Origin of the sequence: Streptomyces muensis (genome assembly GCF_021474425.1) — a bacterium.
In the GTDB taxonomy this organism is placed as follows: domain Bacteria; phylum Actinomycetota; class Actinomycetes; order Streptomycetales; family Streptomycetaceae; genus Streptomyces; species Streptomyces muensis.
The window spans coordinates 1-12,757 of the sequence record NZ_JAKEIP010000241.1; the positions used below are offsets into that span (position 1 = coordinate 1).

Genomic DNA, 12,757 nt, shown 5'->3' on the forward strand with positions numbered 1-12,757 from the left:
GGATGGGGGCGGGCGCGGCGCGGGGGCTGCCCTTGCGGGTGAACGGGCCGCGCAGGAAGCTGAGTCGGCCGCCGGACGCGTGGACGACCAGGTCCTGTGCGTCGTCGCCGTCGAAGTCGCCGCACACCGGCTGGTCGGGCCAGTCGTTGCCGACGCGGGCGCGGGCCGGGATCGTCAGCTTGACCGCCTTGCCGGTGAGGCCGCTCGGGGAGCCGTAGAGGATCTGCAACGGCACCGGCGGCTGTCCCTGGCCGTCGTAGGGCGGGTCGGTGGAGACGACGAGGTCGGTGAAGCCGTCGCCGTCCAGGTCACAGGTCGCCTCGGCGTCGAAGACGGCCGGGAGCCGGCCCTTGGTCGGGGCCGCCTGCCGGCGCGGGCTGAGCAACTGCCGTGCGCCCGGGGTGAGTCCGCGCTCACCGCCGTAGACGATGCCGATGCCCGCGTCGTCGGCGTGCTCCTGGGCCTTGACCAGGTCGTTGAGGACCAGGTCGCGGTGGCCGTCGCCGTTGAAGTCGACGGGCGTCCTGCTGCCCTTGCCGTGCGGGACGGGGAGTCGGGCGGGGGCGTCGGCCACCTGGACGGGGGTGTGCCGGGTCGACGCGGCGTCGTCGTGCGGCTTGGGGCCGCAGGCGGCGACCGCGAGGGCGAGTCCGAGGGTGCCGGTCAGGGCCGCCGTACACTTCCCGCTTCTTCGCGCGCGCACCGCTCACCTCGTCAGCACCAGGGGCAACAACTGGGTCATGATGCACGTGTTCGAGTGGGGGCGATAGTCCAGTGCGAGCCAGTCCTGCGAGCCACTCCTGCGGGGCTGTCCCATTTGGTTTCAATTGATACCGTATCGAATGAGTGGGTGACGGTACTGTGGCCCCATGACCGCCGACGTCCCGCCCGGAACCGCCGCCCCGCGCGCGACCGACCGCCCGGGTGACCAGTCGCCCTTCGCTCTCGGCCTGCTGCTGCGCCGGGCGCACTGGCGCGCGCAGACCGTGATGACCGAGGCGCTGCGGCCGCTCGGCATCGAGCTGCGGCACTTCTCGGTGCTGATCGTGCTGGTCAACCAGGGACCCACGGTGCAGCGCGACCTCGCCGCGGCGACGGGGACCGACAAGGCGGGGGTCATGCGGGTCGTGGACGACCTGGAGCGCAAGGGGCTGGCCGTCCGCAAGGCCGTGCCGGGGGACCGGCGGGTGCGGGCGGTGGAGATCACGGCGCAGGGCATGGAGCTCTTCGACATGGCTCATGCGGCGGCGGAGCCGCAGGTCGGACGCCTGGTGGCCGGGCTGAGGGCGGGCGAGGCCGAGCAGTTGACGGACCTGCTGACCCGGTTCGCCCATCCCGCGGGGGAGTCCGCCCGTCCCGCGGGGGAAGAGGACGCCGTGTGACCTCCGGGGGTGAGACGTCACACGGCGTCCGGTCCGGGGGTCACGCCGCGAGGCGCTCCGCGAGTTCCTTGGCCTTGACGGCCGCCTCCTCGAAGGCGCGCTTGCGCGAGGCCTCGTAGAGGGGGATCAGCTCCGACATGGCCGGGTTGCGGGGGGCCAGGGTGAGCTCGGGGACGATGAAGTCGAGGTCGAGGCCGAGGGTGCGGTCGAGCACGGCCTCCAGGTAGTTCCGCACGTACTCGAAGCCCTCGCGCGGGGTGCCCGGCGCGTAGGAGCCGCCGCGGCTGGCGACGACGATGGCCGGCGTGCCCTTGGCGGAGGGGTTCTCGCCCGCGGTGCGGCCGAGCAGCAGCACGTTGTCCACCCAGGCCTTGAGGGTCGAGGGGATCGAGAAGTTGTGCATCGGGGCGCCGATCAGGACGGCGTCCGCCTGCTCCAGTTCCTCGATGAGCGCCTCGCGCACGGCGAACGCGGCGGACTGCTCCGGGGTGCGCTCGGCCGGGGCGGCGTAGCCGGCGGACCAGGCGACGGCGGTGATGTGCGGGACGGGGTCGGCGGCGAGATCGCGGTGGATCACCGTGCCGTCGGGGTGCTGCTCCTCCCAGGCCTTGCGGAAGGCGGCCGCGACCGAACGGGACGAGGACGCCTCGCCGGGGAGCACGGACGAGTCGATGTGCAGCAGCGTGGCCATGGCTTTCTCCAGGAGGTGTTTCTACGAGGGTGATGGCTTGTACTCGACCATAGTTAAGCACGAGACAGTATCGAATGATACCGTCGCGAACGCAACGAGCAACGCCGAACGGGAGGCAGACGACCTTGGACGTCTTCGAAGCGGTCACGAGCCGACGGGCCGTACGCGGATTCACCGACCGGCCGGTCCCCAGGGAGGTGCTGGAGCGTGTCCTGTCCACCGCGGCCTGGGCGCCGTCGGCGTCGAACCTCCAGCCGTGGCACGCCTACGTACTGACCGGCGATCCGCTGGCCGCGCTGAAGAAGTGCGCCGGTGAGCGCCTGGCCGCGGGCGAGCCCTGGGACGAGCCGCAGTACCAGCAGTACCCGCCGGACCTGAAGTCCCCCTACCGCGAGCGCCGGTCCGCCTTCGGTGAGCAGCGCTACGGCGCCCTCGGCATCCCGCGCGAGGACGTCGAGGCACGCCAGCGGGCCGCCTCCGCGAACTGGGACTGCTTCGGCGCGCCGGCCGCGCTGTTCTGCTACATCGACCGCGACCTGGGGCCGGCCCAGTGGTCCGACGTCGGCATGTACCTGCAGACGGTCATGCTGCTGCTGCGGGCCGAGGGGCTGCACAGTTGCACACAGATGGCGTGGGCCAAGTACCACCGCTCCGTCGCGGAGATCCTCTCGCCCCCGGACGATCTGATCCTCTTCTGCGGCATGTCGATCGGCTTCGAGGACGTCACGGTGAACGCGCCCCGCACGGGCCGTGCGCCGCTGGAGGAGACGGTCACGTTCGTCGACGACGACTGAGACCGAGGGCCTCGGCAGGTCCGGCAGTTTTATACCTAGCCCGCGGTGGCGCCGCGCACCATGAACACGTCCACCGGGTCCTCCGACTCGACCGTGAACCCGTGCCGCTCGTACAGCCGCCGGGCGGCACTGCCCTGCAGCACGTTCAGGCGGACGAGGGCACCGGCTTGGTCGCACCGCTGGAGCAGCTCGCGCAGTACGGCCGAGCCGATGCCCCGGCCCTGCGCGTGCGGGGCGAGATAGAAGTGCTCCAGCCACCGGGTGTCCCCGTCCGGCCGCAGCGCCACACAGCCGGCGAACGCACCGCCCACCTCGATCACCCAGGTGTGGGCCGCGTCGAACCCGTCCCGCAGCCGCTGCCGCACCCGGTGCTCGTCGTACCGCCCGAGCCGCTCGAGATCCGCCCGCAACACCACGGCCCGCACCTCGGCCATCGCCTCGATGTCCGCCCGCACCGCCGCCCGCAGCTTCCAGTCCGCCATGATCGCCACGCTACCGGGTGGTGGGCGGTGGTAAGTCCCTCGATAACACCGCACGATACATATTCTGAATTTCGGCGAACGGGCCCTGTCATTGGATATTCCAGATAATCACCGTTGACGCATATTCCCCCGAATGCCAGATGTCCTGCCCCGCGTGGCGCTCGTTAGGTGGGCGTGACTTGGCAGGAAAAACAGGCAGCTGAGGCTCCGCTCCGTTCGCGTCAGACAGCTGATCAGACCACTGCGCAAAGCATCACGCACTGCTCGGATCTGCTTGAGGACTTTCTGAAAACCATCAGTCGTATGGAGCGCGAATATCTTCGGGCGGCGCTGGAAGGGGAACAGTTCTAGCAATGAGGGCCGACTATGACGCGGTAGACGAACAGGCTCATTACACGCAGCAGCTCGATATGCAGAACCTCTGGCAGGTGCCGGATCCGGTGATGTCGCCGGAGGGCTGGGACCTGGACCAGGAGCTGGCACAGATGCTCGGTGCCACGCACACCCCGGACCCCGTTCCGTCCCGGCAGAACTCCCGGCAGGACAAGGACAGGCAGCCACTGCCCCGCCCGGTCCACCGCAAGCGCCCGCAGCCCGGCGCGCACACGCTCACCCGAAACCCGAGGTTCCTCACCGTCTCGGTCTTGGTCACACTCATCACCCTGTGCGCGGTGACGATGCTCACCTGGTCCATTTCGTATTCGTACGATCAGCTGCGTTCCATCGCGCTGCTCGTGGTGTCGCCGAAGCTGGCCCATTGGTGGCCCCTGACGGTCTACGGGCCGTGGCTGCTGGCGGGTCTGTCCATTCTGCGGGCATCCGTTCAGCGCCGTACCGCTCGCCGTTCCTGGGCCGTCATGCTGATCTCCTCCGGCACCGCGGTGGCGCTGTGCATCGGGCAGTCGGCGGATTCCCTGCTGGCGATGGTCGTCGTCGGAATTCCGCCGATCACCGCCCTGGTCTGTTTCCGTGAACTCGTCGGCCAGTTCTCCTCGCGGCCCGGCCCCCGGCACGCCGCCGACGCGATCAACGGACCCAAGCAGCCGAAGTCGTAGCCCGGCCCGGGGTGTCCGGACGGAAATGCCCGGTCGGCGGTGTCCGGCGGCGGATCAGGACTGGTAAGGCTGCTGCGGCTGACCGTACTGCTGCTGACCGCCCTGCCCGCCGGAGAGGGCCTGCGCCTGCAGCTGCTCCGCCTGCTCCCCGGTCACCTTCTGCTCCGCGCCGCAGAAGGTGCACTGTGTCGCGTACTTGGTCGAGATGGGGAACAGCGGCACGAAGAACAGCGTGAACTTGGTGACGCGCTTGCGCAGGGTGTGCGCGGAGGGGTTGCCGCACTGTCCGCACACCAGCGTCAGTATCGCGAGCTGGTACAGGTAGCCCTTGGTGCCGAAGATGATCACGTCGGAGGTCCTTTCCGATCAGTTCCTGTCTACAGCCTGCCGCAACACGGCGCCCCCTGTCCCATACGGAACAGGGGGCGCCGTGGTGCTGCCGGGCTCGGTCACCTCACCGGCCCGGCTACTTCACCGGCTCGGGCTCCGGCTCGCTCTCCGTCGTCGCCGTGTCCTCGGGGTCGACCGGCGTCTTGACGGACTCCAGCAGCAGCTGGGCGACGTCGACGACCTGGATGGACTCCTTGGCCTTGCCATCGTTCTTCTTGCCGTTCACGGAGTCCGTGAGCATGACCAGGCAGAACGGGCAGGCCGTGGACACGATGTCCGGGTTGACGGACAGAGCCTCGTCGACGCGCTCGTTGTTGATGCGCTTGCCGATCCGCTCCTCCATCCACATCCGCGCACCACCGGCGCCGCAGCAGAAGCCGCGTTCCTTGTGGCGGTGCATCTCCTCGTTCCGAAGGCCCGGGACGTTGGCGATGATCTCGCGCGGAGGCGTGTAGATCTTGTTGTGGCGGCCCAGGTAGCAGGGGTCGTGGTAGGTGATGATGCCCTCGACCGGGGTCACCGGCACCAGCTTGCCCTCGTCGACGAGGTGCTGCAGCAGCTGGGTGTGGTGGATGACCTCGTAGTCGCCGCCGATCTGCGGGTACTCGTTGCCGATCGTGTTCAGGCAGTGCGGGCAGGTGGCGACGATCTTCTTGGCCGACTTGGGCTTGCGGGACTCCTCCGTCACCTTGCCGTCGTCGTCCATCTCCTCGCCGAACGCCATGTTCAGAGCCATGACGTTCTCCATGCCGAGCTCCTGGAACAGGGGCTCGTTGCCGAGGCGGCGGGCGGAGTCACCGGTGCACTTCTCGTCGCCGCCCATGATGGCGAACTTCACGCCCGCCATGTGCAGCAGCTCGGCGAAGGCCTTGGTGGTCTTCTTGGCCCGGTCCTCCAGGGCGCCGGCGCAGCCGACCCAGTACAGGTACTCGACCTCGGTGAGGTCCTCGATGTCCTTGCCGACGACCGGCACCTCGAAGTCGACTTCCTTCAGCCACTCCAGGCGCTGCTTCTTCGCCAGGCCCCAGGGGTTGCCCTTCTTCTCCAGGTTCTTGAGCATCGTGCCCGCCTCGGACGGGAACGCGGACTCGATCATCACCTGGTAGCGGCGCATGTCGACGATGTGGTCGATGTGCTCGATGTCGACGGGGCACTGCTCGACGCAGGCGCCGCAGGTGGTGCAGGACCACAGGACGTCCGGGTCGATGACGCCGTTCTCCTCGGCGGTGCCGATCAGCGGGCGCTCGGCCTCCGCGAGAGCCGCGGCCGGGACGTCCTTCAGCTGCTCCTCGGAGGCCTTCTCCTCGCCCTCCATGGTCTTGCCGCCGCCGGCCAGCAGGTACGGGGCCTTGGCGTGCGCGTGGTCGCGCAGCGACATGATCAGCAGCTTCGGGGAGAGCGGCTTGCCGGTGTTCCAGGCGGGGCACTGCGACTGGCAGCGGCCGCACTCGGTGCAGGTGGAGAAGTCCAGCAGGCCCTTCCAGGAGAACTGCTCGACCTGGGAGACACCGAAGACGTCGTCCTCGCCGGGGTCGGTGAAGTCGATCGGCTTGCCGCCGGAGGTCATCGGCAGCAGGGCACCCAGGGAGGTCTCACCGGTGGCGTTGCGCTTGAACCAGATGTTCGGGAAGCCCAAGAAGCGGTGCCAGGCCACACCCATGTCGGTCTTCAGCGAGACCACGATCATCCAGGTGAAGGAGGCCGCGATCTTCAGTCCCGCGAAGAAGTAGGTGAGGTTCTGGAGCGTGGAGAGGTCCATGCCCTCCAGCCAGTGCACCACCGGGTACGAGATGAAGAACGAGGCCTCGTAGCCGTCCACGTGGTGCTGCGCGCCCTCCAGCGCGTGCAGCATGAAGATGCAGACACCGACGATCAGGATGATCGCCTCGACGAAGTACGCCTGGCCGGTGTTCGAGCCCGCGAAGCGGGACTTGCGGCCCGCCCGGCCCGGCCGGGACAGCTGCCGGATGACGACCAGCGTCGCGATGCCGACCACCGTCATGGTGCCGATGAACTCGACGTAGATGTTGTACGGCGCCCAGTCGCCGATGACCGGCAGGATCCAGTCGGCCTTGAAGAGCTGGCCGAAGGCGTTGACGATCGTCAGCAGCAGTGTGTAGAAGCCGATCGCGACGAACCAGTGCGCGATGCCGACGATGCCCCAGCGGTTCATCCGGGTGTGCCCCAGGAACTCCTTCACCAGGGTGACGGTCCGCTGGTAGGGGTCGTTGGTCCGGGTCCCGGCGGGCACGGACTGGCCGAGCCGCAGGAAGTTGAAGATCTGGAGGAGGGCGCGGCCGAACAGTGCCACGCCGACCACGATCAGGACCAGCGACACGATGATCGCGGCGAGTTGCATTTCGGGGCTCCTCGGGCCTGCGAGGCGACATTACTAAGCGGTAACTTATGCAGTCCTCTGAGACTACCTGCATCCTCCATCGCACTGTAGCCAGGTGCGGGGTGATCTGAGTCGCTGAGGCTTGCCTTAAGAACAGATCGTGTTATTCATCCCGAAATGGTATATACGGCACTAACCTATCCCCGTGCTTTACGGGATCGCCGCCGCCACGACCGCCCTCCTCCTCGCCGCCGCCCTCGCGGCGCTGCTCCGGCTGCCCGCCCTGCGCTTCGGCATCCTCGACCGCCGGCGGCAGCGGCCGCTGCCCCTGCTCGGCGGGGTGGCCGTGGCGCTGGTGACCTGCCTGGTGGCCGCCGCCGGTGAGTGGACCCGGTTCGCCCCGCTGGGCCCGGAGATCGGGCGGCTGCTGATCGCCGCCGGCGCCGTGGCCGTGCTGGGGCTGATCGCGGACGTACGGCGGGTGAAGGCACGGTTCCTGGTCGGCGGCACGGTCGTGGCGGCGGCCTGTGTGGTGCCGTACGGCGACACGGGCTTCCTGCTGGCCCTGCCGGCCATCGGCTGGATCGTCCTGGTCACCATCGGCTTCAAGGCGCTCGACCACGCGGACGCCCTGGTCGGCACCGTCGGGGTCGTCACCGCCTTCGGGGTCGGCGTCTGTGCGGCGGCCGAGGTGATGGACGAGCTCGCGGTGCTGCTGAGCGTGCTGGCCGCCGCCCTGACCGGCTTCCTGATGCAGAACTGGCACCCCGCGCGGATCGGGCTCGGGGCGTCCGGGTCGCTGTTCGTCGGGTTCGTGCTGGCGTCGTCGGCCGTGATGACCCGCGCCGGGCACGACCCCGTGTCGAGCATCGGCGTGCTCTACTCGCTCACCGCACTCGCCACCGCCGACGTACTCCTGGTCGCGCTGTCCCGTCGGCTGGCCGGGCGGCCGCTGCTGCGGCGCGGGCCCGACCATGTCGCCCACCGGCTGCGCCGGGTCGGCCTCACCCCGCAGGGCGTGACCGTGCTCCTGGGTCTCGGGGCCTTCGCCGCGGTGCTCGTCGGTGTCCTCGTGCACATGGGATGGATGGCTGAGGTCCGGGTGTTGTGGGTGGCGGGCGCCGCCCTCATCGCCGTCTTCGCCCTCCTGCACATCAAGCCCTACGGCCCTCGCCGTCAACCCTCTTTTCCCGTGGGGGGTACGGTCCGCCCGCCCGCTCAGGCCACATCGTCGCAGGTAGGAGCCCGGTTGCGTGTAAGGAACGGATAAGAGTTGAGTGGGGTCGACTCAGCTCTGTTGACCGAGTGGAAGCCGTCATGCACACTTGAGTCCGTTCCACTCAAGTCAGCTGGAGGAATTCACCATGGCACGTGCGGTCGGCATCGACCTGGGCACGACTAACTCTGTCGTCAGCGTTCTTGAAGGCGGCGAGCCCACCGTCATCACCAACGCCGAGGGCGCCAGGACCACGCCTTCCGTCGTCGCCTTCGCCAAGAACGGTGAGGTGCTCGTCGGCGAGGTGGCCAAGCGCCAGGCGGTCACGAACGTCGACCGGACCATCCGGTCCGTGAAGCGTCACATGGGCACCGACTGGAAGATGGAGCTCGACGGGAAGCCCTTCAACCCGCAGCAGATCTCCGCCTTCATCCTCCAGAAGCTCAAGCGGGACGCCGAGTCCTACCTGGGCGAGAAGGTGACCGACGCGGTCATCACCGTCCCGGCGTACTTCAACGACTCCGAGCGCCAGGCGACGAAGGAGGCCGGCGAGATCGCCGGTCTGAACGTCCTTCGTATCGTCAACGAGCCCACCGCGGCCGCGCTCGCGTACGGCCTCGACAAGGACGACCAGACGATCCTCGTCTTCGACCTCGGTGGCGGCACCTTCGACGTGTCCCTGCTGGAGATCGGCGACGGCGTCGTCGAGGTGAAGGCCACCAACGGTGACAACCACCTCGGTGGTGACGACTGGGACCAGCGTGTCGTCGACTACCTGGTGCAGCAGTTCAAGTCCGGTCACGGCGTGGACCTCGCCAAGGACAAGATGGCGCTGCAGCGTCTGCGCGAGGCCGCCGAGAAGGCGAAGATCGAGCTGTCCTCGTCCACCGAGACCTCGATCAACCTGCCCTACATCACCGCCTCCGCCGAGGGCCCGCTGCACCTGGACGAGAAGCTCACCCGGGCTCAGTTCCAGCAGCTGACGGCCGACCTGCTGGAGCGCTGCAAGACCCCGTTCTTCAACGTCATGAAGGACGCCGGCGTCTCCATCAACGAGATCGACCACGTCGTCCTCGTCGGTGGCTCCACCCGTATGCCCGCCGTCGCCGAGCTCGTCAAGGAGCTGACCGGCGGCAAGGAGGCCAACAAGGGTGTGAACCCGGACGAGGTCGTCGCCATCGGCGCCTCGCTCCAGGCCGGTGTCCTCAAGGGTGAGGTCAAGGACGTCCTGCTCCTCGACGTGACCCCGCTGTCCCTCGGCATCGAGACCAAGGGCGGCATCATGACCAAGCTCATCGAGCGCAACACCACGATCCCGACCAAGCGGTCCGAGATCTTCACCACGGCCGAGGACAACCAGCCGTCCGTGCAGATCCAGGTCTACCAGGGCGAGCGCGAGATCGCGGCGTACAACAAGAAGCTCGGCATGTTCGAGCTGACCGGTCTGCCGCCGGCGCCGCGCGGCGTCCCGCAGATCGAGGTGTCCTTCGACATCGACGCCAACGGCATCATGCACGTGACCGCCAAGGACCTGGGCACGGGCAAGGAGCAGAAGATGACCGTCACCGGCGGCTCCTCGCTGCCGAAGGACGAGGTCGACCGGATGCGCCAGGAGGCCGAGCAGTACGCGGAGGAGGACCACCGCCGCCGCGAGGCCGCCGAGACCCGCAACCAGGGCGAGCAGCTCGTCTACCAGACGGAGAAGTTCCTCAAGGACAACGAGGACAAGGTCCCCGGCGAGGTCAAGACCGAGGTCGAGGCCGCCGTCGAGGAGCTGAAGACCGCGCTCAAGGGCGAGGACACCGCCGAGATCCGCACGGCCACCGAGAAGGTCGCCGCGGTCTCCCAGAAGGTCGGCCAGGCCATGTACGCCGACGCCCAGGGCGCGCAGGCCGCGGGCGGCCCCGAGGGCGCGACCGCCGGTGGCAAGGCCGCTGACGACGACGTCGTCGACGCCGAGATCGTGGACGACGAGCGCAAGGACGGTGTCGCGTAATGACGGAGGAGACCCCGGGCTTCGAGGAGAAGCCCGACGTCCCCTCCGGCGCGACCCCCGACGGCGCCGAGTCGAAGGCCGCACCCTCGTCGAACAGCGAGGGGGCGGCCCCGGCCGGGGACGGCAGTGCAGACGCGGGTCTGGTGGCCCAGCTGGACCAGGTGCGTACCGCGCTCGGTGAGCGCACCGCGGACCTCCAGCGGCTCCAGGCCGAGTACCAGAACTACCGCCGCCGAGTCGAGCGTGATCGGATCGCGGTCAAGGAGATCGCCATCGCGAACCTCCTGACCGAGCTCCTGCCCGTGCTCGACGACATCGGCCGCGCACGGGAACACGGAGAACTCGTCGGCGGGTTCAAGTCCGTCGGGGAGTCGGTGGAGACGGTCGCGGCGAAGATGGGCCTCCAGCAGTTCGGCAAGGAGGGCGAGCCCTTCGACCCGACGATCCACGAAGCCCTGATGCATTCGTACGCGCCGGACGTCACCGAGACGACCTGCGTCGCGATTCTCCAGCCGGGGTATCGCATCGGCGAGCGCACCATCCGCCCCGCGCGGGTGGCCGTCGCCGAGCCCCAGCCGGGCGCGCAGACCGTCAAGGCCGACGAGGCGACCGAGGCGGCCGACGACAAGGAGAGCGGTGGCCCGGACGAGGGCTGACGTTGAACTGACGACGAGAGAGGAGGGACGTCGAGGATGAGCACCAAGGACTTCATCGAGAAGGACTTCTACAAGGTCCTCGGCGTCCCCAAGGACGCCACCGAGGCCGAGATCAAGAAGGCGTACCGCAAGCTCGCCCGCGAGTACCACCCGGACGCCAACAAGGGCAACGCCAAGGCGGAGGAGCGCTTCAAGGAGATCTCCGAGGCGAACGACGTCCTCGGCGACCCCAAGAAGCGCAAGGAGTACGACGAGGCGCGCGCCCTCTTCGGCAACGGCGGCTTCCGCCCGGGGCCGGGCGCGGGCGGCGGTTCCTTCAACTTCGACCTGGGCGACCTCTTCGGAGGCGGCGCCCAGGGCGGCCAGGGGGGAGCCGGCGGCTTCGGCGGCGGACTCGGTGACGTCTTCGGGGGCCTGTTCAACCGCGGTGGCGCGGGCACGACCCGTACCCAGCCCCGGCGCGGCCAGGACATCGACACCGAGGTCAACCTCAGCTTCACCGAGGCGATCGAGGGCGCGACGGTCCCGCTGCGGATGTCCTCCCAGTCACCCTGCAAGGCCTGCGCCGGCACCGGCGACAAGAACGGCACACCGCGCGTGTGCCCGACCTGCGTCGGCACCGGCCAGGTGGCGCGGGGCTCGGGCGGCGGCTTCTCGCTGACCGACCCCTGCCCCGACTGCAAGGGACGCGGGCTGATGGCCGAGCACCCCTGCATGGAGTGCAAGGGCAGCGGCCGGGCGAAGTCGTCGCGGACGATGCAGGTCCGTATCCCCGCCGGGGTCTTCGACGGGCAGCGGATCCGGCTGCGCGGCAAGGGGGCGCCCGGTGAGCGCGGCGGTCCGGCCGGTGACCTGTACGTCACCGTGCACGTCGACACTCACCCGGTGTTCGGCCGCAAGGACGACAACCTCACGGTGACCGTCCCCGTGACCTTCACGGAGGCGGCGCTCGGCGGCGAGGTCAGGGTCCCCACCCTGGGCGGACCGCCGGTCACCCTGAAACTGCCGCCCGGCACGCCCAACGGCCGCACCATGCGGGCGCGGGGCAAGGGCGCGGTCCGCAAGGACGGCACCCGCGGCGACCTTCTGGTCACCGTCGAGGTGAGTGTTCCGAAGGACCTGACGGGGAAGGCTCGTGACGCACTGGAGGCGTATCGCGAGGCGACCGCGGGCGAGGACCCGCGGGCGGAGCTGTTCCAGGCCGCGAAGGGAGCATGAGTCAGATGGACGGTCGTCGACGCAACCCGTATGAACTGACCGAGGAGACCCCGGTCTACGTCATCTCGGTGGCGGCCCAGCTCTCCGGCCTGCACCCGCAGACCCTGCGCCAGTACGACCGCCTCGGTCTGGTCTCGCCCGACCGCACGGCCGGGCGGGGGCGGCGCTACTCGGCCCGTGACATCGAACTGCTGCGCACCGTCCAGCAGTTGTCGCAGGACGAGGGCATCAACCTGGCCGGTATCAAGCGGATCATCGAACTGGAGAACCAGGTCGCGGCGCTGCAGTCGCGGGTGGCCGAGTTGCAGGCGGCCGTCGAGGGGGCGGCGGTGGCGATGCAGCAGCGGGAGGCCGCCGTGCACGCGTCGTATCGGCGGGATCTGGTGCCGTATCAGGAAGTGCAGCAGACCAGTGCGTTGGTGGTGTGGCGGCCGCCGAAGCGGAAGCAGTCCGACTGACGCGTCGTTCGGCTGGTTGTGGCCCGGAGGTTCTGGTGAACCTCCGGGCCTCTGCGCGTTTGGTGGGGGCTGGGGGCGGGC

At 69.1% G+C, this 12,757-nt stretch carries 13 protein-coding genes; 8 read left to right on the plus strand and 5 right to left on the minus strand.

The window, feature by feature from the left end; genetic code table 11:
- A partial coding sequence (locus L0P92_RS35315; protein WP_234767139.1) for an FG-GAP repeat domain-containing protein occupies window positions 1-703 on the minus strand: 703 nt, incomplete at its 3' end.
- Between the two features lie 166 nt (window positions 704-869).
- Here L0P92_RS35315 and L0P92_RS35320 point away from each other — a divergent pair.
- Window positions 870-1,382 carry a MarR family winged helix-turn-helix transcriptional regulator gene (locus L0P92_RS35320; RefSeq protein WP_234767140.1) on the plus strand — a complete coding sequence of 171 codons (513 nt, stop codon included), beginning with the start codon at window positions 870-872 and terminating at the stop codon, window positions 1,380-1,382.
- A 40-nt stretch (window positions 1,383-1,422) separates the two neighbouring features.
- Here the strand turns inward: L0P92_RS35320 and L0P92_RS35325 are convergent, their stop codons facing one another.
- Window positions 1,423-2,073: an FMN-dependent NADH-azoreductase gene (locus L0P92_RS35325; protein ID WP_234767141.1), complete on the minus strand. Its 651-nt coding sequence runs from the start codon at window positions 2,071-2,073 to the stop codon at window positions 1,423-1,425.
- A gap of 125 nt (window positions 2,074-2,198) precedes the next feature.
- Between L0P92_RS35325 and L0P92_RS35330 the strand changes: the two genes are divergently transcribed.
- Window positions 2,199-2,867, plus strand: a complete 669-nt coding sequence (locus L0P92_RS35330) for a nitroreductase (protein WP_234767142.1) — start codon at window positions 2,199-2,201, stop codon at window positions 2,865-2,867.
- 35 nt (window positions 2,868-2,902) lie between these two features.
- On the opposite strand, the gene L0P92_RS35335 is transcribed toward L0P92_RS35330, so the two are convergent.
- Window positions 2,903-3,349: a GNAT family N-acetyltransferase gene (locus L0P92_RS35335; RefSeq protein WP_234767143.1), complete on the minus strand. Its 447-nt coding sequence runs from the start codon at window positions 3,347-3,349 to the stop codon at window positions 2,903-2,905.
- 353 nt (window positions 3,350-3,702) lie between these two features.
- Here L0P92_RS35335 and L0P92_RS35340 point away from each other — a divergent pair, with 353 nt between their 5' ends.
- Window positions 3,703-4,404 (plus strand): DUF2637 domain-containing protein, encoded by a 702-nt coding sequence (locus L0P92_RS35340; RefSeq protein WP_234767144.1) that lies wholly within the window; start codon window positions 3,703-3,705, stop codon window positions 4,402-4,404.
- A gap of 54 nt (window positions 4,405-4,458) precedes the next feature.
- Here L0P92_RS35340 and L0P92_RS35345 read toward each other — a convergent pair whose 3' ends face one another.
- Window positions 4,459-4,752: a zinc-ribbon domain-containing protein gene (locus L0P92_RS35345; protein ID WP_234767145.1), complete on the minus strand. Its 294-nt coding sequence runs from the start codon at window positions 4,750-4,752 to the stop codon at window positions 4,459-4,461.
- Between the two features lie 118 nt (window positions 4,753-4,870).
- Window positions 4,871-7,153 carry a (Fe-S)-binding protein gene (locus L0P92_RS35350; protein ID WP_234767146.1) on the minus strand — a complete coding sequence of 761 codons (2,283 nt, stop codon included), beginning with the start codon at window positions 7,151-7,153 and terminating at the stop codon, window positions 4,871-4,873.
- Window positions 7,154-7,337: 184 nt separating this feature from the next.
- Between L0P92_RS35350 and L0P92_RS35355 the strand changes: the two genes are divergently transcribed.
- The 5 genes from L0P92_RS35355 (at window position 7,338) to L0P92_RS35375 (ending at window position 12,676) form a co-directional block, all read left to right on the plus strand.
- The gene (locus tag L0P92_RS35355) at window positions 7,338-8,402 is read left to right on the plus strand and encodes an MraY family glycosyltransferase (RefSeq protein ID WP_234767147.1); all 1,065 of its coding nucleotides are present in this window, start codon (window positions 7,338-7,340) and stop codon (window positions 8,400-8,402) included.
- 94 nt (window positions 8,403-8,496) lie between these two features.
- Complete coding sequence (gene dnaK, locus L0P92_RS35360; RefSeq protein WP_234767148.1) at window positions 8,497-10,344, plus strand: molecular chaperone DnaK; 1,848 nt, start codon at window positions 8,497-8,499, stop codon at window positions 10,342-10,344.
- The gene (gene grpE, locus L0P92_RS35365) at window positions 10,344-11,000 is read left to right on the plus strand and encodes a nucleotide exchange factor GrpE (RefSeq protein WP_234767149.1); all 657 of its coding nucleotides are present in this window, start codon (window positions 10,344-10,346) and stop codon (window positions 10,998-11,000) included. The genes dnaK and grpE overlap by 1 nt, the downstream gene beginning before the upstream one ends.
- 36 nt (window positions 11,001-11,036) lie before the next feature.
- Window positions 11,037-12,218, plus strand: a complete 1,182-nt coding sequence (gene dnaJ, locus L0P92_RS35370; protein WP_234767150.1) for a molecular chaperone DnaJ — start codon at window positions 11,037-11,039, stop codon at window positions 12,216-12,218.
- A gap of 5 nt (window positions 12,219-12,223) precedes the next feature.
- Window positions 12,224-12,676, plus strand: coding sequence for a heat shock protein transcriptional repressor HspR (locus L0P92_RS35375; protein WP_234767151.1), 453 nt, complete (start codon window positions 12,224-12,226; stop codon window positions 12,674-12,676).
- Window positions 12,677-12,757: the final 81 nt, after the last annotated feature.

Bases quoted from the DNA above. Each gene is read 5' to 3' on its own strand.
- L0P92_RS35350 (WP_234767146.1), bottom strand. From the start codon at position 7,153: ATGCAACTCGCCGCGATCATCGTGTCGCTGGTCCTGATCGTGGTCGGC.
- L0P92_RS35375 (WP_234767151.1), top strand. From the start codon at position 12,224: ATGGACGGTCGTCGACGCAACCCGTATGAACTGACCGAGGAGACCCCG.
- L0P92_RS35325 (WP_234767141.1), bottom strand. From the start codon at position 2,073: ATGGCCACGCTGCTGCACATCGACTCGTCCGTGCTCCCCGGCGAGGCG.
- grpE (WP_234767149.1), top strand. From the start codon at position 10,344: ATGACGGAGGAGACCCCGGGCTTCGAGGAGAAGCCCGACGTCCCCTCC.
- L0P92_RS35335 (WP_234767143.1), bottom strand. From the start codon at position 3,349: ATGGCGGACTGGAAGCTGCGGGCGGCGGTGCGGGCGGACATCGAGGCG.
- dnaK (WP_234767148.1), top strand. From the start codon at position 8,497: ATGGCACGTGCGGTCGGCATCGACCTGGGCACGACTAACTCTGTCGTC.
- dnaJ (WP_234767150.1), top strand. From the start codon at position 11,037: ATGAGCACCAAGGACTTCATCGAGAAGGACTTCTACAAGGTCCTCGGC.
- L0P92_RS35320 (WP_234767140.1), top strand. From the start codon at position 870: ATGACCGCCGACGTCCCGCCCGGAACCGCCGCCCCGCGCGCGACCGAC.
- L0P92_RS35340 (WP_234767144.1), top strand. From the start codon at position 3,703: ATGAGGGCCGACTATGACGCGGTAGACGAACAGGCTCATTACACGCAG.